At 73.4% G+C, this 16,625-nt stretch carries 14 protein-coding genes; 8 read left to right on the plus strand and 6 right to left on the minus strand.

Annotated features, from left to right (window positions below):
• Window positions 1-102 precede the first annotated feature (102 nt).
• The 4 genes from KBY47_RS01420 to KBY47_RS01435 all read left to right on the plus strand — a co-directional run bounded on the left by KBY47_RS01420 (window position 103) and on the right by KBY47_RS01435 (window position 5,865).
• Complete coding sequence (locus tag KBY47_RS01420) at window positions 103-711, plus strand: carbonic anhydrase (RefSeq protein WP_210918971.1); 609 nt, start codon at window positions 103-105, stop codon at window positions 709-711.
• Window positions 712-974: 263 nt separating this feature from the next.
• Entirely contained in the window at window positions 975-2,009 is a 1,035-nt protein-coding gene (locus KBY47_RS01425; protein WP_210918972.1) for a MoxR family ATPase, read from the plus strand.
• Window positions 2,009-3,382, plus strand: a complete 1,374-nt coding sequence (locus tag KBY47_RS01430) for a DUF58 domain-containing protein (RefSeq protein WP_210918973.1) — start codon at window positions 2,009-2,011, stop codon at window positions 3,380-3,382. Before KBY47_RS01425 ends, KBY47_RS01430 begins: the two co-directional genes overlap by 1 nt.
• A complete protein-coding gene (locus tag KBY47_RS01435; RefSeq protein WP_210918974.1) occupies window positions 3,379-5,865 on the plus strand; it encodes a DUF3488 and transglutaminase-like domain-containing protein in 2,487 nt (828 codons plus the stop codon). The genes KBY47_RS01430 and KBY47_RS01435 overlap by 4 nt, the downstream gene beginning before the upstream one ends.
• Window positions 5,866-6,067: 202 nt before the next feature.
• Here KBY47_RS01435 and KBY47_RS01440 read toward each other — a convergent pair whose 3' ends face one another.
• From KBY47_RS01440 to KBY47_RS01450, 3 genes are all read right to left on the minus strand, one after another.
• On the minus strand, window positions 6,068-6,469 hold the full coding sequence (locus KBY47_RS01440) for a DUF3040 domain-containing protein (protein WP_210918975.1): 402 nt from the start codon (window positions 6,467-6,469) through the stop codon (window positions 6,068-6,070).
• Between the two features lie 286 nt (window positions 6,470-6,755).
• Window positions 6,756-7,517 (minus strand): methyltransferase, encoded by a 762-nt coding sequence (locus KBY47_RS01445; RefSeq protein WP_210918976.1) that lies wholly within the window; start codon window positions 7,515-7,517, stop codon window positions 6,756-6,758.
• A 144-nt stretch (window positions 7,518-7,661) separates the two neighbouring features.
• Window positions 7,662-8,234: an SAV_6107 family HEPN domain-containing protein gene (locus tag KBY47_RS01450; RefSeq protein WP_210918977.1), complete on the minus strand. Its 573-nt coding sequence runs from the start codon at window positions 8,232-8,234 to the stop codon at window positions 7,662-7,664.
• 184 nt (window positions 8,235-8,418) lie between these two features.
• Here KBY47_RS01450 and KBY47_RS01455 point away from each other — a divergent pair, with 184 nt between their 5' ends.
• The 4 genes from KBY47_RS01455 (at window position 8,419) to KBY47_RS01470 (ending at window position 13,802) form a co-directional block, all read left to right on the plus strand.
• Window positions 8,419-9,195, plus strand: a complete 777-nt coding sequence (locus KBY47_RS01455) for an ATP-binding cassette domain-containing protein (protein WP_210918978.1) — start codon at window positions 8,419-8,421, stop codon at window positions 9,193-9,195.
• Window positions 9,167-11,251 carry a YhgE/Pip family protein gene (locus KBY47_RS01460; protein ID WP_210918979.1) on the plus strand — a complete coding sequence of 695 codons (2,085 nt, stop codon included), beginning with the start codon at window positions 9,167-9,169 and terminating at the stop codon, window positions 11,249-11,251. The genes KBY47_RS01455 and KBY47_RS01460 overlap by 29 nt, the downstream gene beginning before the upstream one ends.
• Window positions 11,252-11,274: 23 nt before the next feature.
• Window positions 11,275-11,904, plus strand: a complete 630-nt coding sequence (locus tag KBY47_RS01465) for a TetR/AcrR family transcriptional regulator (protein WP_210918980.1) — start codon at window positions 11,275-11,277, stop codon at window positions 11,902-11,904.
• Window positions 11,905-12,302: 398 nt separating this feature from the next.
• Window positions 12,303-13,802: an NAD(P)/FAD-dependent oxidoreductase gene (locus KBY47_RS01470; RefSeq protein ID WP_210918981.1), complete on the plus strand. Its 1,500-nt coding sequence runs from the start codon at window positions 12,303-12,305 to the stop codon at window positions 13,800-13,802.
• Between the two features lie 54 nt (window positions 13,803-13,856).
• Here the strand turns inward: KBY47_RS01470 and KBY47_RS01475 are convergent, their stop codons facing one another.
• From KBY47_RS01475 to thiE, 3 genes are all read right to left on the minus strand, one after another.
• Entirely contained in the window at window positions 13,857-14,786 is a 930-nt protein-coding gene (locus tag KBY47_RS01475; protein ID WP_210918982.1) for a hypothetical protein, read from the minus strand.
• Window positions 14,787-14,843: 57 nt separating this feature from the next.
• A complete protein-coding gene (metF, locus tag KBY47_RS01480; protein ID WP_210918983.1) occupies window positions 14,844-15,767 on the minus strand; it encodes a methylenetetrahydrofolate reductase [NAD(P)H] in 924 nt (307 codons plus the stop codon).
• 131 nt (window positions 15,768-15,898) lie between these two features.
• The gene (gene thiE, locus KBY47_RS01485) at window positions 15,899-16,555 is read right to left on the minus strand and encodes a thiamine phosphate synthase (RefSeq protein WP_210918984.1); all 657 of its coding nucleotides are present in this window, start codon (window positions 16,553-16,555) and stop codon (window positions 15,899-15,901) included.
• Between the last annotated feature and the right edge of the window lie 70 nt (window positions 16,556-16,625).

Consider the following 16,625-nt stretch of genomic DNA (forward strand, 5'->3'; position numbering starts at 1 on the left):
GCGTCGCGGCCCCCGCCGGGCGCACCGCGCGGACCCGGCCCGATCACCCGTACGGGCGCACCCGCGGCCCACTTGTGGGTTAGCTCACAACAAGCCACGTTGATGTTCTTTGTCCCCTCTCACAAGGGGCCGGGAGCGTGTGTGACCAGTAACGTCGTCAACATGACGACTTCTGCATCGGTTCACACCAGCCCCGGGGGCGCCACCCGCCCCGACGGTACCGTCACCGACCGTCTCGTCGAGGCGAACGAGCAGTATGCCGCCGCCTTCACCGACCCCGGCATGGACGCCCGCCCGGTTCTTCAGGTGGCCGTCGTGGCCTGCATGGACGCCCGTCTCGACCTGCACGCCGCACTCGGCCTGGAACTCGGCGACTGCCACACCATCCGCAACGCGGGCGGTGTCGTCACCGACGACGTGATCCGCTCGCTCACCATCAGCCAGCGCAAGCTGGGCACCCGCAGCATCGTGCTGATCCACCACACCGGGTGCGGCCTGGAGACCATCACCGAGGACTTCCGCGAGGAACTGGAGCAGGAGGTCGGCCAGCGCCCGGCCTGGGCCGTGGAGGCCTTCCGGGACGTCGACCAGGACGTGCGGCAGTCGATGCAGCGGGTGCGGACCTCGCCGTTCCTGCTGCACGCCGACGATGTGCGCGGCTTCGTCTTCGACGTGCGGACCGGCCTGCTGCGCGAGGTCGACCCCGCCTGACCGGTCCCGCCTGACCCGCGTCCGGCCTGCCCACGGGACACTCGTTCTGTGTGAATTCGAAGCCTCAGACGGCACGAAGGGTCGCATTCACCGACATATCGCGGCCAGTTGTCCACAGGCGAGTGACACGAATCGGTAACGGCAGCAAGAATGCGGTTGTGGCGCCACGCGGAACTTTTCGCGCGTGGTGTCCGTGTTCCAGGGGTGGGCCGGATCGCAACGCAGAGCGTCGGCCCGGGAAAGAACGGGCCGAGGAGGGCCGGGTGACGACCTATGACGATCGAGCGAGCCTCACTGATCTGACCGCCACTGTGGATCGGGTCCGCAGTTCGGTGGAAGGAGTGATCGAGGGCAAGCCCGAGGTCGTACGGCTTTCGCTGACCGTGCTGCTCGCCGAGGGACATCTTCTGATCGAGGATGTCCCCGGCGTGGGCAAGACGATGCTGGCCAAGGCGCTGGCGCGGTCCATCGACTGTTCGGTGCGCCGTATCCAGTTCACGCCCGACCTGCTGCCCTCCGACATCACCGGCGTGTCGATCTGGGACCAGCAGCGTCAGGACTTCGAGTTCAAGCCGGGTGCGATCTTCGCGCAGATCGTGATCGGCGACGAGATCAACCGCGCCTCGCCGAAGACCCAGTCCGCGCTGCTGGAGTCGATGGAGGAGCGCCAGGTCACCATCGACGGGCACAGCTACGAGCTGCCCAGCCCCTTCATGGTGGTGGCCACGCAGAACCCGGTGGAGATGGAGGGCACCTACCCGCTGCCCGAGGCCCAGCGCGACCGCTTCATGGCCCGGGTCTCCATCGGCTACCCCAGCGCGGAGGCCGAGCTTCAGATGCTCGACGTGCACGGCGGCGTGAGCCCCCTGGACGACCTCCAGCCGGTGGCCCACGCGCACGAGATGGTCAAGCTGATCGAGGCGGTGCGCTCCGTGCACGTCGCGGACAGCGTCCGGCGGTACGCCGTCGACCTGGTCGCCGCCACCCGCACCCACCCCGACCTCAGACTCGGCGCCTCGCCGCGCGCGACGCTGCACCTGCTGCGCGCGGCGAAGGCGGCCGCGGCCCTCAGCGGCCGGGATTACGCGCTCCCGGACGACGTACAGGCCCTCGCCGTGGCAGTGCTGGCCCACCGGCTGCTGCCCACCGCGCAGGCCCAGCTCAACCGCCGCACCGCGGAGCAGGTCGTGCAGGAGATCCTCCAGGGCACCCCGGTCCCGTCGGGCGCCCAGCAGAACGCCTTCGGCATCGGCCAGGGCGCCCCGGCGTACCCGCAGCAGCCGCCGCGGAGGCTGTGATGACCACCGCCGCGACGGCGCCGCCGGAACCCGACCGCGGCGACAAGGGCGGTGTGCGCACGGCCCTGGCGGGCCTGACCACCCGCGGCCGCTCCTTCCTGGCGGCCGGGGTGGCGGCCGCCGTCTGCGCCTACGTCCTCGGGCAGAGCGATCTGCTGCGGGTCGGACTGCTGCTGGCGGTACTGCCGCTGGTGTGCGCCCTGGTGCTCTACCGCACCCGCTACCGGGTGGCGGGCAGCCGCCGCCTCTCCCCCGCCCGCGTGCCCGCGGGCTCCGAGGCCCGCGTCCACCTGCGGATGGACAACGTCTCCCGGCTGCCCACCGGCCTGCTGATGCTCCAGGACCGGGTGCCCTACGTCCTCGGCCCGCGCCCCCGCTTCGTGCTGGACCGGGTGGAGGGGGGCGGCCGCCGCGAGGTGTCCTACCGCGTCCGCTCCGACCTGCGCGGCCGCTACCCGCTGGGCCCGCTCCAGCTGCGGCTGACCGACCCGTTCGGGATGTGCGAGCTGACCCGGTCCTTCTCGACGCACGACACCCTGACCGTCATCCCGCGCGTGGAGGCCCTGTCCCCGATACGCCTGGCGGGCGAGGCGAAGGGGTACGGCGACGGGCGGCAGCGCTCCCTGGCCCTGGCGGGCGAGGACGACGTGATCCCGCGCGGCTACCGTTACGGCGACGACCTGCGCCGGGTGCACTGGCGCTCCACCGCCCGCTACGGCGAGCTGATGGTGCGCCGCGAGGAACAGCCCCAGCGCTCCCGCTGCACCGTCCTCCTGGACACCCGCGGCACCGCCTTCCGCGGCGCGGGCCCCGACTCCGCCTTCGAATGGGCGGTGGCGGGCTCCGCGTCCGTCCTGGTCCACATGCTGGAACGCGGCTTCTCGGTACGACTGCTGACGGACACCGGAAGCGCGGTGCCCGGTGAGGGCTCCGACGGTTTCGCGGGCGCCAACCAGGAGTCGGCGGACGCGGCCGGACTGATGATGGACACCCTCGCGGTGATCGACCACTCGGACGGCACCAGCCTCTCCCGCGCCTACGACGTGCTGCGCGGTGGCAACGAGGGGCTGCTGGTGGCGTTCTTCGGCGACCTGGACGAGGAGCAGGCGGCGGTGGCCGCGCGGATGCGGCAACGCAGCGGCGGCGCGCTCGCCTTCGTCCTCGACAGCGAGAACTGGGTGCGGGAACCCACCGAGGCCCCCCAGGCGTTCCACCGGAGCGAGGAGCGGCTGCGGCTGCTGCGCGAGGCGGGCTGGACGGCCGTCGGCGTGCCACGCGGCGCCGCCCTGGGCGACCTGTGGCGCCAGGCGGACCGGGAGCGCTCGGGCCTGGCCGCGACGGGCGGGCCGAGCGGTGGGGAGGGACGATCATGAGTGGTCCGGCGCGCATGGCGCTGGGCGGGATGGCGGCCACGCTGATGGCGGCCTGCGCCCTGCTGCCGCTGGTCGACCCGGCCACCTGGTTCCTCCAGGCGGCCGTGCTGCTGGCCGTGCAGACCGGCGTGGGCGCGGTGGGCCGCCGGGTGCCGCTGCCCCGGCCGCTGACCGTGCTGCTCCAGGCGCTGGTCTCCCTGATGCTGCTCACCCTGGTCTTCGCCCGGGAGTACGCGATCGCCGGGCTGATCCCGGGCCCCGAGGCGTTCCGTCACTTCTCCGACCTGCTCCAGCAGGGCACCGACGACGTCAGCCGCTACGCGATCCCGGCGCCGCTCTCCGACGGCATCCAGCTGATGCTGATCGGCGGCGTGGTGGTGATCGGCCTGGCGGTGGACGTCCTCGCGGCCACCTTCCGCAACGCCGCCCCGGCGGGGCTGCCGCTGCTGGCGCTGTACTCGATCGCGGCGGGGCTGTCCGAAGGCAGCGGCGAGTGGGTGTGGTTCCTGATCGCCGCGGCCGGTTACCTGATGCTGCTGCTCGCCGAGGGGCGGGAGCGGCTGTCCCAGTGGGGCCGGGTCTTCGGCGGAGCGGCCCGCGGCCCCGGCATGGAGTCCGGCGGCGCGGTGGCGCCGGTGCGCACCGGACGGCGGATCGGCGCGGTCGCGCTGGGCATCGCCCTGGTGGTCCCACTGGCCCTGCCCGCGATGAACGGCGGTCTGCTGGACGGCGCCGGGCGCGGTGTGGGCGCCGGGCGCGGCGGCGGGGGCACGATCTCCGCGGTGAACCCCCTGGTCTCACTGCGCGACAGTCTGAACGTGGACGAGGACCGCCAGGTCCTCAGCCTGCGCACCAGCACCAGCGACATCTCCGACATGTACCTGCGGATCGTCTCCCTGGACGACTTCGACGGCACCACCTGGAAGCCCGCCAAGCGGCACATCACCGCCGTGCCCGACGACTTCCCCACCCCGGTCGGCCTCGCCGCCGACATCCGGCGCGCCGAGGTCCGCACCCGCATCACGGCCGCTGACTGGTACGCGCAGGACTGGCTCCCGATGCCGTACCCGCCGAGCGGTGTGGACGTGGACGGCAACTGGCGCTACGAGCCGGTCGGGATGACCCTGGTCGGCGACCACGGGCAGAACACCCGCGGTCTGACCTACGAGGTGCGCAGCCTCGATGTGCAGCCGACCGCCGAGCAGCTGGCCGACGCGCCGGAGCCGCCGGGTGCCCTGACGCGCGAGTACACCCAGGTGCCGGACTCGCTGCCCGATGTGGTGGCCGGCACCGCCCGCCAGGTCACCGACGGGGCGGCGAACCCGTACGAGCAGGCGGTCGCGCTCCAGGACTACTTCTCCGTGACCGGCGGGTTCCAGTACGACACCGAGGTCGAGGTCGGCAACGACTCCCGGGCGATAGCCCGCTTCCTGGAGGACAAGCAGGGCTTCTGCGTCCACTACTCCTTCGCGATGGCGGCGATGGCCCGTACGCTCGGCATACCGGCCCGGGTCGCGGTGGGCTTCGCCCCCGGCACCCCGCAGGGCGACCAGTCGGTGGCCGTGATGCTCCGCGACGCGCACGCCTGGCCGGAGCTGTACTTCGAGGGCGTGGGCTGGACCCGCTTCGAGCCGACGCCGACCCGGGGCACCACCCCGCCCTACACCGTGCCGGACGCTCCGGGCAGCACCACCCCGGACGCGCCGGACGTGGCCCGGCCGTCGGACGCGGCGCCGTCCGCGGAGCCGTCGGAGAGCAGCAGCTGTGTCGCGCGGGACGAGCGCGGGGACCTGTGCGGCGGCGCGCTGCCGCTGGACCCGGGCACCCCCGAGGACTCGGGCGCCCCGTGGTACCGCACGGCGGGCTGGATCCTGCTGGGCGCCCTGCTGGTCGCCGTACCGCTGCTGCCGATGATGTGGCGGATCAGACGGCGGTCGGTCCGGCTGGCCTCGGCGCGGCACGCCCCCGCGACCGGGAGCGCGGCGGGCGGCGGCGCTGGGCAGAGCGGTGCGATCGACGTGGCGGACCTGCCCGGCGTGGCGGTCGACGGAGAGGCCGCCGAGGCGACCGCCGGGCATGTGCTGGCGGTGTGGCGGGAGCTCACGGACACGGCGTGGGACTACGGCATCGTGCCGGACGACGCGCTCACTCCGCGCAAGGCGGCGGAGCGGATCGTACGGCTCGGGGAGCTGGACGATGCGACCGCCCAGTCGGTGCACCGGGTCGCGGGCGCCGTCGAGCAGGTGCTGTTCGCGCCGCGGCCCCGGACGACGGACGGTCTCGCCACCGACGCGCGCCGGTTGCGCACGGCCCTGCGGTCCCGGGCCGGCTGGCCGAGCCGGGTCCGGGCTCTTGTCGCGCCCCGTTCGGCCATTCGGGCGCTGTGGGACCTCTCCGACCGCTGGACGGCCGTCCGGGCCCGCTGGACCGGCCGCCTGACGGCGCTGGTCCGCCGGCCCCGCCCGTCCGGTCAGCGCGGCTGACGGCGGGCGGGGGGCGGGCCCCTCGGTACGACGGAGCGGCGGTACAGCGTCTGGCTGTACCGCCGCTCTCATGTCCGTCCACGGCACGGTGGCCGAACGGCCGAGACGGTCGTCGGACACGCGCGCATGCGTGAGGGTGTCACCGCCTCACGGTGGTGACACCCTCACACAACGCTTGTTCAGGAGCCGGTGGAGCCGGTGGTCAGTGACCGCCCTGCTCATCACGGCGACGCTGCCAGCGCTGCTCGATGCGGTCCATCATGGAGCGCCGCTGACGTCCCTGATGTCGGGACTGCCGACCGCCACCGCCGCCGCTGGGCTGCTCACCCGGCTTGGGGGCCTTGCGCCAGCCGGTCACCGCGAGTACCGCGCAGCCGAGCATGACCAGGAAGCCCACCACGCTGAGCCAGACCTGCTTGGCGACCATTCCGGCCATGAGGAGCGCGATACCTACGAGGAAGCCCGCGACCGCCTGGTAGACCCGTCGCCGGGTGTACGTACGCAGCCCGCTTCCCTCAAGCGCTGTCGCGAACTTGGGATCTTCGGCGTACAGCGCTCGCTCCATCTGCTCGAGCATGCGCTGCTCGTGCTCTGAGAGCGGCACGGAATCCTCCTCATCGTGCAGTCGCCGGGGCGACCCGGGGGGTCCCTTCAGGATAGGCAGGGAATCGCCCCCGTGAAACCCGCCCCTCTACGCCAATTGGCCAACCGGAATTCGCCATGGCCGTCCCGGCTCGCTGAGGATTGGATTCCCCGGCAGCCGACCCGTCATGCCGGGTGGTCTCCCTCGATCATACGGCGACAAGCCCACGATCGGGGGGCTTGTGGCGTACTCCATGTGCGGCCAACTCCCTGATCAGCGGCGCGCCCCGGGAGGTGGCTCAGCTCCGTCAGGTCCCTTCGGCCTCACCGAGCACATGAAGCTGCGTGGCCACCGCGTGGAACGACGGAAGCTCGGCGGCGGCTGCCTCCAGCTTCAGCAGGGCGTCGAGGGCGCCGGGCTCGGTGTCCACCAGCACCCCGGGGACGAGGTCGGCGAAGACCCGGACACCGTGTACGGCGCCGACCCGCAGGCCCGCTCCCTCGACCAGTCCGGTGAGCTGCTCGGCGGTGAAGCGGCGGGGCATGGGGTCACCCTCGCCCCAGCGTCCGTCCGGGTCACCGAGGGCCTGGTGAGCCTCCGTGAAGTGCCCGGCGAGGGCGCGGGCGAGCACGGCGCCGCCGAGCCCGGCCGCGAGCAGGCTGAGGACGCCCCCGGGCCGCAGCGCGGCGACGGCGTTGCGGACGCCCTCGGCAGGGTCGTCCACGTACTCCAGGACGCCGTGGCAGAGCACCACGTCGTGGCCGCCGCGCTCGACGACGTCGAAGAGGCCGTGGGCGTCGCCCTGCACGCCCCGGACCCGGTCCGCGACCCCGGCCTCGGCGGCGCGGCGCTCCAGCGCGAACAGGGCGTTCGGGCTGGGGTCGACGACGGTGACGCGGTGGCCGAGGCGGGCGACGGGCACCGCGAAGTTGCCGCTGCCGCCCCCGGTGTCGAGGACGTCCAGCGACTCCCGGCCCGTGGCTTTCACCCGCCGGTCCAGGGCGTCCTTCAGGACCTCCCAGACCACGGCGGTACGGAGGGAGGCGCGGGGCCTCATCGGGTCCGACACGGCAGTTGACTCCTAGTGAAGGGCTTCAGGCGTCCTCCACCCTATTGCCTCCGGTGCCTCCCCATGGCCTCCGGTGCGCCGCCGGGCCACTGCGGTGCCGTGCGACGGCGACGGCCCATCCCGGCGGGCCGCCGACGCGGGTGGTCAGCCCGCGTCGGGCATGCCGTGCGCGGGGTGCGGGCCGCGGGGGCCGGGCGCCTCCTCTCCGTCCTGGCGTGGCTGTGGCAGGACCGGCTGGAGCACCAGCATGCGCTCGACGAGGCGGAGGAACATCGCCACGTCCCGTATGAGGTCGTCGGCGTCCCTGCTGCTGGCCGCGCCCTGGATGCCCGCCTCGGCCCGGGCGCGGCGCCGGGCTCCGGAGGCGAACAGCGCGCTCCACTCGGTCAGCTCGGGCGCGATCTCGGGGAGCACTTCCCAGGCGCTCCGGATCCTGGCCCGGCGCCGGGGTGTGGTCTCGGGGCGCCCGCGGGCGGCGAGCACGGCGGCGGCGGTGCGCAGGGCGGCGAGGTGGGCCGTCGCATACCGCTCGTTCGGGGTTTCGAGGACGGTGGCCTCGTCCAGTCCGGCGCGGGCCTGGGCGAGCAGGTCGAGGGCGGCGGGCGGGGCCGTGGCCCGGCGGAGCACGGGGTGCACGTCGCTCGCCGGGCCGGTCAGTGAGGGGGCAGGGCCGGTGGCGCGACGCCGGTGTGCGGCGGCGGCTGACGAGTTGGCCATGACGAACCTCCTGTCGTCTGGGTGACGGCACGCCCGCATATGGGGTGCCGTATGTGCCCATCGTGAGGTATGGCACTGACAATCCGTTCTGACCTGGGCTTTTGCTTCGCTCGGGAGTTCGGGCTAGTTTTTGCACTGACCAGTCAGTTCAAGTTCCAGTCCAGGGGGGACCGTGGGGGAATCCGTGCGGGGACTTGCCGTCGCCGCCCATGACTTCGGGGTGAAGGGCCCGCGCGGCTGGGCCTTCCGCGGGGTCTCGTTCACCGCCGGGCCCGGCTCGCTGATCGCCGTGGAGGGGCCGTCGGGGACGGGCCGCACCTGTCTGCTGCTCGCGCTCACCGGGCGGATGAAGGCGTCCGAGGGCACGGCCGCCGTGGGCGAGGCCCGGCTGCCGAAGCAGCTGGCGGCGGCGCGCCGGGTCAGCGCGCTCGCCCATGTCGCGGGCGTCACCGACCTCGACCCGGCGCTCACCGTCGGGGAGCACCTGCGCGAGCGGGCCCTGCTGCAACACCGCTTCGGCGACTCCCTGCGCGCGCTGCTGCGGCCCCGGGCCGGCCGTGCGCGGGAGGCGTGGCGGCGGATCGACGCCGCCCTGGACGCCGTGGGGCTGGACCGGGCGGCCCTGCCCAAGGGCTCCCGGACCGCCGTACGCGATCTGGAGCGGCTGGAGGCGCTGCGGCTGTCGCTCGCCCTGGCGCTCATCGGGCGGCCCCGGCTGCTGGGGGTCGACGACACCGACCTGAAGCTCTCCGACGCCGAACGCGACGAGGTCTGGGCACTGCTCGGGTCGCTCGCCGAGGCCGGGACGACGGTGCTGGCGGTGTGCAGCGAGGCCCCCGAGGGCGCCCTGGTGGTGTCCACCGGCGGGCGACGGGCCGACGGCACCGGGGACGACGAGAAGAACACCGAGGACGACGCGAAGGAGGCCGTCGATGCGCTCGCCGCGTCTCGCCGCGCTTGAGCTGCGGCGCTTCGGCCGGGGGAAGCTGCCGCGGGCGGCCCTGGTCGCGCTGTTGCTGCTGCCCCTGCTGTACGGCGCCCTGTACCTGTGGTCCTTCTGGGACCCGTACGGGCGTCTGGACCGGCTGCCCGTGGCGCTGGTGAACGAGGACCGCGGCGCGACCGTCGACGGGCGGCGGGTCGCGGCGGGCGACGACATCGTCCGGGGGCTGCGCGACAGCGAGGTCTTCGACTGGCGGGAGGTGAGCGCGGCGGAGGCGCACGCGGGCGTGGAGGACGGCCGCTACTACCTGTCGCTGACCATGCCCGCGGACTTCAGCGAGCGGATCGCGTCCAGCTCCGGCGATTCCCCGGAGACGAGCGCGCTCCAGGTCCGTACGAACGACGCGAACAACTACATCGTCGGGCAGATCTCACGGACGGTCTTCGGCGAGGTGCGCACGGCGGCCTCCACCAAGGCGTCGCGGTCGTTCCTGGACAGGATCTTCATCTCGTTCTCCGACATCCACGGCGAGACGGTGAGGGCCGCGGACGGTGCGGACACCCTCAAGGGCGGCATCGGCAAGGCGGAGCAGGGCTCCAAGGACCTCGCCGCCGGGCTGAAGGACGCAGAGGACGGCAGCGGCTCGCTGGCGAAGGGCCTGAAGAAGCTGCACAAGGGCGCGGACGACCTGGAGGACGGCGCCAAGAAGGTCGCGGAGGGCACCCAGACCCTCGCCGACAAGGTCGGCGGTGTCGCGGAGAAGGTGGGGCCCTTCCTCGCGGACAACGAGCGGACCATCGGGGACACGGCCCAGCTCGTCGCCGACTCGGCCGGGGCGATCCGCGACAACCTCGACACCCTGGTGGAGACGGCGCCGGCCGCGGCGAAGGGCGCCCGCACGGCCTCCGGCACCCTGGACGAGGTCTACCGGACCCGCTGCGAGGAGCCCGCCCCGCCGGACGCGGCCTGCGGCGACCTGGAGCGGGCCAGGGATGCGGCGGCGGACGCGGCGACGATCGCCGAGGACGTGAACACGCTGGTCACCGACCACGACGGCGACCTGAAGACCCTCGACGACGACCTCGCCACGCTGGAGGAGCAGGCGCAGGCGCTCGCCGACCGCGCGCCGCACCTCTCGGAGGACCTCGCCGACGCCGTCTCCCGCATCGACGCGCTGAACGAGGGCGCCGGCAAGGTCGCCACGGGCGCCGAGAACCTGCACTCGGGCCTCGGCACCGCCAAGACCGGCGCGGTCGACCTGGACGAGGGCGTCACCGACCTGAGGACGGGCGCGGACGACCTCAGCGGCGGCATGTACAAGCTCGTGGACGGGTCGGTGAAGCTCGCGGGCGGACTGCACGACGGCGCCGAGCGGATCCCGGACTACGACGAGCAGGAGCGCGACGAGCGCACCGAGGTCATGGCGGACCCGGTCCAGCTGGCCGCGAAGTCCCTGCACGAGGCGCCCAACTACGGCACCGGGTTCGCGCCGTACTTCATCCCGCTGTCGCTGTGGGTGGGCGCCATGGTGGCGTACATGCTGATCACGCCGCTGAACCGGCGGGCGCTCGCGGCCGGGGCCGCCGCCTGGCGGATCGCGCTCGCGGGCTGGCTGCCGGTGCTGGCGATCGGGGTGCTCCAGACGGTGGGCCTCATGGCGGTGCTGCACTGGGCGGTCGGCCTCCAGATGGCCCGCGCGGCCGGGACGGTGTGCTTCCTGTTCCTGGTGACGGCCTGCTTCGCGGCGATCGTGCAGTGGCTGAACGCCCGCTTCGGGGCGGCGGGCCGGATCCTCGTCCTCGCGCTGCTGATGCTCCAGCTGACCTCGGCGGGCGGCACCTATCCGGTGCAGACCAGTCCGGGCTTCTTCAACGCCCTGCACCCCTTCCTGCCGATGACCTATGTCGTCGAGGCCCTCCGAAGGCTGATCACGGGCGGTGGTCTCGGACCGGTGTGGCACGCGTGCGTGGTGCTCGTCGCCTTCACCGCGGGTGCCCTCGCGCTGACCGCGCTGTCGGCGCGCCGCCGCCAGGTGTGGACCCTCGACCGGCTGCACCCGGAGCTGAGCCTGTGACCGCGCGCGGGACAATCATGGCCATGGAAAGCAGCAGCGCCGCGTCGGGCGGCAGCACCCGCCGTGAGGCCACCCGGCAGAAGCTCTACGAGGCGGCCGTCACGCTCATCGCCGAGCAGGGCTTCTCCGCCACCACGGTGGACGAGATCGCCGAGCGGGCCGGGGTCGCCAAGGGCACCGTCTACTACAACTTCGCCAGCAAGTCCGTCCTCTTCGAGGAGCTGCTGCGGCACGGCGTCGGGCTGCTGACCGCGTCCCTGAGGGAGGCGGCCGAGCACACCGCGCGGGACGGCGGCAGCAAGGTCGACGCCCTGGACGCGATGATCCGCGCGGGTCTCGGCTTCATCGCCCGGTACCCGGCCTTCACCCAGCTGTACGTGGCCGAGCTGTGGCGCACCAACCGGGCCTGGCAGTCCACGCTCATGGTGGTGCGCGGGCAGGTCGTCGCCGTCGTCGAGGACGTGCTGCGGGACGGTGTGGCGGGCGGCGAGTTCAGCGAGGAGATCGACATCCAGCTGACGGCGGCGGCCCTGGTCGGGATGGTCCTGGTGGCCGCCCTGGACTGGCAGTCCTTCCAGCCGGAGCGCTCCCTGGACGACGTCCACGCGGCGCTGTCCCGACTCCTCCAGGGGCGGGTGAGCGGCCGGCGGTAGCGCGGACGCACGAAAACGCCGGTCCGGAATGTGGCCGCGTCCCCCGCGGACCACGCCGGACCGGCGCTTCCTCGTGCTCCCCCGTAGGGCCCTCGGTTCCCCCGTTCCCCCGTTGGACCCGTTCGGTCGTTCCCCCGAACACCCCCGTGTCTCGCTTCCGCCGACCCGGGCCGACGGAAGGAGCGGTCCGGAGCGGGTGCCGTTCCGCCGCCCCGTGTCGGCGGTGCCGGCGCCCTGCCCCTTCCCGTGCCTCCACTCTCTCGTCCCCGCAGGTCGCAGCCCATCCGCGCGCGTACTCATCTCGTCACCTGAGTACCGGTACTCAGCACTGCGCACCCGGCCCCGCGGCAACCGGGCTCGTGGGTGGATTGTCAGTGGCGGCCGATAGGGTCGCGGGCATGGCACGGATTGCGGTGATCGGCGCCGGGATGGGCGCACTGGCCGCCGCCGCCCGGCTGGCCGTCGCGGGCCACCGGGTGGCGGTGTACGAGCGGACGGACACCTACGGCGGCGCGGTGCGCCGGTGGGAGCGCGACGGCTTCTCCTTCGACACCGGCCCCGGACTGCTGCCGCTGCCCGCGGTCTACCGCGACCTGTTCCTGAAGACCGGCAAGGAGCCGCTGGAGGACCGCGTCGAGCTGGTCCAGGTCGACCCGTCGGCCCGCCACCTCTTCGCCGACGGCACCGGGGCCGCCCTGCCGAATGCCTCGCGCGCGGGCGTCGTCGCGGCGCTGGACGAGGCCCTGGGCGCCGGGGCGGGCGGGCGCTGGGGCGACTTCCTGGTGCGGGCCCGGGAGGCGTGGGACCGTTCGCGCAGGCCGCTGCTGGAGGAGCCGCTGTGGCCGAACTGGCGGGTGCTGGCCGAGCGCGAGCCCTATCCGGCGGTGCCGCACAAGAGGCTGCTGCGCACCCGCAGGGCGGGCACCCTCGCCGAGGTGGCCGCCTGGGAGCTGCGTGATCCCCGGCTCGCCGCCCTGCTGGAGAGCCACGCGCTGGCGTACGGCCTGGATCCGCGTACGGCCCCGGCGAGCACGGCCCTGCTGCCCTACATGGACCACGCCTTCGGCACCTGGTACGTCCGCGGCGGGCTGCGGGAGCTGGCGTGCGCGGTGTACGAGCGCTGTGTGGCCCGCCGGGTCGAGTTCGTCTTCGGCGCCGAGGTGACACGGGTGCTGGAGAAGGACGGCCGGGCGGCGGGCGTGGAACTGTCCGGCGGCGCGGTCGCCGAGGCGGACTTCGTGGTCGCCGGTGTCGCGCCCCGGACGCTGGACCGGATCGTCACGGGCACGGCGGTGCGGGGCGGCGCGGGAGAGGTCCCCCCGCAGCACGGGCTGCCGAGTCGGCTCACGGTGCTGCTGGCGCTGCGCGGCGGCCGCCCGGAGGGCACGGCGCACCGGACGGTGGTGCACACCCGGGACCGCGACGCCGAGCTGGACGCCGTGTTCGGTACGCCGCCGGGGACGGTAGCGCACCCCACGGTGACGGTGCTGCGGCCCGATGACCCGGCCCTGGTCCCGGACGCCGGGCACGAGGCGGTGACGCTGACCGCCACCGTCCCGGCCGGGACGGCGTCGGACCACGGCCCCTTGGCCGAAGCGATGATCACCGCCGCCGAACGCGCCGTGCCCGGCCTGCGGGAGCGCCTGCTGTGGCACGAGGTGCGCACCCCGGACGATGTCGCGGAGGCGACCGGTGCGGTGGGCGGCGCGATACCCGCTCCGGCGCTGGCGGCTGCCGGGGGCCGGCTGCTGCACCCGTCGAACACCACCGGTGTGCCGGGCCTGTTCACGGTCGGCGGCTGGTCGCACCCCGGCGGTGGGCTCCCGCACGCGGGCATGTCGGGCGCGCTGGTCGCCGGACTGATCGTGGAGGGACCGGAGTTCCGCGGCTCGCAGTGACGCGAGAAGGGCCCCGCGAACGGGGCCCGGCCCTTGGCAGGTGCAGACGCAGGGTCAGAAGCGGTACCGCTCGTCGTAGCCGTGGCCGCCCTGCGGCTGCCCGTCGCCCTCGTAGGGGTAGGGCTGCTCCGGCGGGAGTTCGCCGCCGTAGGGGTCGTCGGTGCTGCGCTGCTGCGGGACCCAGACGCCGCCGGGCGGGGTGCCGTCGCCGCCGTAGCCGCCGGTCGCGTACTGGTCCTGGGTGTAGCCCTGCTGACCGTACGTCTGGTCGGCGTAGCCGGTGTCGTAGGAGGTGCCGCCGCCGTAGGTCTGGGTGCCGATGTACGGGTCCGAGTAGGCGGCGTACTGCTGGCCGGTGGTGTCGTAGCCGTAACCCTGCTGGTTGTAGCCGGAGTAGTCGTAGCCGTAGCCCTGGTCGGCGGACTGGGCGGCCGTGGCGTACTGGTCCTGGGGCTGCTGGTCGGCGGCGGGGGCGTCGCCGTATATGCCGTAGGAGCCGGTGTCGTCCGGGAGCGGCTGGGGCTCGTAGACGGCGGTGGTCTCGGCGGCCGTGGGATCGCCGGTGGGACGGGACGGGGTGAACACGTCGTCGCGGTCGTACTCGTCGCCGTAGGACGCCTGGTCGCGGTGGCCGTAGCCGTCGTCGTAGCCGTTGTCGGCCGTCTCGAGGTCGGAGACCTCCAGGGTCGGGTCCTGGTGCTCCGCCTCGCCGCGCCGGCCGAAGCGGGGGCGGCCGGTGACCGCCCACCCGGCGGCGAAGCCGCGCCGGAAGGAGAGGGTGACGTAGGTCTGGCCGACCGCGAAGGCCGCCGCGCCCAAGCCGATGACGACGACGGAGGGGATCAGCACGCCGACGACGACACCGAGGAAGCCCGCGAAGGCGAGCAGCCGCCAGCGCAGCCGCGCCTTGTACTGCAACAGCACCTCGCCGAGCAGCCACAGCGCGACGACGCCGAACGCGATGTAGAGGACCGTCCAGCCCATGTACGCCCCTCTCCCAGATGGCCGCTACGCAGTGTGTCGTACGCCGGTGCGACCGGTCTAGGCCTGCGGTGGGCGGTGCAGACCCAGGTTCTCGTAGATTTCCAGTGTCGCCGTGGAGTTGTTGAGCGTGATGAAGTGCAGACCCGGCACTCCCTCGGCCAGCAGCCGTGCGCAGAACTCCGTGGCGAAGTCGATTGCAATGGAGCGTACAGCGGCGGGATTGTCTTTTGCTGTGAGGATCCGCTCTTTCAGGTCGGCGGGGAACGCGGCGTTGGTGAGATAGGGCACACGCTCCAGCGTCTTCACACTGGCGATGGGCATGACCTCGGGGATGATCGGGGTGTCGCAGTCGGCCGCCGCGACCCGGTCGCGCAGCCGCAGATAGTCCTCGGGCTGGAAGAACATCTGCGTGATGGCGTAGTCCGCGCCCGCGCGGCACTTGTCCACGAAGTGGCTGACGTCGGCGTCCCAGTCGCTGGAGCGCGGGTGCATCGCGGGGAAGGCGGCGACGCCGACGCAGAAGTCACCGGAGGTCTTGATCAGTTCGACGAGTTCGGCGGCGTAGGTGAGGCCCTGGGGGTGCGCCACCCAGTCACCCATCGGATCGCCGGGCGGGTCGCCGCGCAGCGCGAGCATGTTGCGGATCCCGGCGTCGGCGTACTGGCCGATGATGTTGCGCAGGTCGGCCACCGAGTGGTCGACGGCCGTGAGGTGGGCGATCGGGGTGAGGGTGGTGTCGGAGGCGATCCGCTCGGTCGCCTTGACGGTGCCCGCGCGGGTGGAGCCGCCCGCACCGTAGGTCACGGAGACGAAGTCGGGTGCCACGGCCTCGACCCGGCGCAGCGCGTTCCACAGGTTCCGCTCGCCCTTCGCGGTCTTGGGGGCGTAGAACTCGAAGGAATACGTCGTCCTGCCGGTCGCGAGCATGTCGCGCACGGTCGGAGCGTGGTCCGACCTGGTGGATGCGGTGCCGAGGGCCATACGGGCAGGTTAGCCAGGGGGCGGTGTTCACCCAACCGGAGTCGGGAAAATTGCCTGATTTGTCGCGCTGTTGTCCATCCCTTGGACACACCGGCCGAAACAGTGCCTCCACGCGTCCCCGAGGACCAGACCTACGCCGCCCGCAACCGCTTGGCGAACTCCGCCGCCGCGGCCCCCGGGTCGGCGGCCTCGGTGATCGCGCGCACCACGACGACCCGGCGGGCGCCCGCGGCGAGCACCTCGTCGAGGTTGCCGAGGTCGATGCCGCCGATGGCGAACCAGGGGCGGTCGGTGCCGAGCCCGGCGGTGTACCTGACCAGGTCGAGGCCGGGGGCGTGACGGCCGGGCTTGGTGGGGGTGGGCCAGCAGGGGCCGGTGCAGAAGTAGTCCACGCCGTCCCGGACGGCGGCAGCGGCGGCCTCGGACTCGGCGTGCGTGGAGCGGCCGATCAGCACCTCCTCGCCGAGGAGGGCACGGGCCGCCGGGACCGGCAGGTCGCCCTGGCCGAGGTGGAGGACGTCGGCGCCCGCGGCGTGGGCGACGTCCGCGCGGTCGTTGACCGCGAGCAGTCTTCCGTGCCGCGCGCAGGCCTCGGCGAAGACCTCCAGGTGCTCCAGCTCCTCGGCCGCCTCCATGCCCTTGTCGCGCAGCTGCACGATGTCGACACCGCCCGCCAGGACCGCGTCCAGGAACTCGGGCAGGTCGCCCTGGCGCCCGCGGGCGTCCGTGCACAGGTAGAGCCGGGCGTCGGCGAGCTGGTCGCGGGCGGTGGCGGCGGTGGCGGGCATACGTGGTCCCCCGTGGTCGGTGGTGTACGGGCCGCGGGGGCGCCGGGGCCCGTACACCTCAGGCGGTCGG

This window comes from Streptomyces sp. B93, assembly GCF_018070565.1.
In the GTDB taxonomy this organism is placed as follows: Bacteria; Actinomycetota; Actinomycetes; order Streptomycetales; family Streptomycetaceae; genus Streptomyces.

What these genes read in the sequence shown, in the direction of transcription:
- metF (WP_210918983.1), bottom strand. Translation starts at nt 15,767, where the DNA reads ATGGCCCTCGGCACCGCATCCACCAGGTCGGACCACGCTCCGACCGTG.
- KBY47_RS01470 (WP_210918981.1), top strand. Translation starts at nt 12,303, where the DNA reads ATGGCACGGATTGCGGTGATCGGCGCCGGGATGGGCGCACTGGCCGCC.
- KBY47_RS01430 (WP_210918973.1), top strand. Translation starts at nt 2,009, where the DNA reads ATGACCACCGCCGCGACGGCGCCGCCGGAACCCGACCGCGGCGACAAG.
- thiE (WP_210918984.1), bottom strand. Translation starts at nt 16,555, where the DNA reads ATGCCCGCCACCGCCGCCACCGCCCGCGACCAGCTCGCCGACGCCCGG.
- KBY47_RS01450 (WP_210918977.1), bottom strand. Translation starts at nt 8,234, where the DNA reads ATGGCCAACTCGTCAGCCGCCGCCGCACACCGGCGTCGCGCCACCGGC.
- KBY47_RS01465 (WP_210918980.1), top strand. Translation starts at nt 11,275, where the DNA reads ATGGAAAGCAGCAGCGCCGCGTCGGGCGGCAGCACCCGCCGTGAGGCC.
- KBY47_RS01420 (WP_210918971.1), top strand. Translation starts at nt 103, where the DNA reads ATGTTCTTTGTCCCCTCTCACAAGGGGCCGGGAGCGTGTGTGACCAGT.
- KBY47_RS01435 (WP_210918974.1), top strand. Translation starts at nt 3,379, where the DNA reads ATGAGTGGTCCGGCGCGCATGGCGCTGGGCGGGATGGCGGCCACGCTG.
- KBY47_RS01475 (WP_210918982.1), bottom strand. Translation starts at nt 14,786, where the DNA reads ATGGGCTGGACGGTCCTCTACATCGCGTTCGGCGTCGTCGCGCTGTGG.
- KBY47_RS01460 (WP_210918979.1), top strand. Translation starts at nt 9,167, where the DNA reads ATGCGCTCGCCGCGTCTCGCCGCGCTTGAGCTGCGGCGCTTCGGCCGG.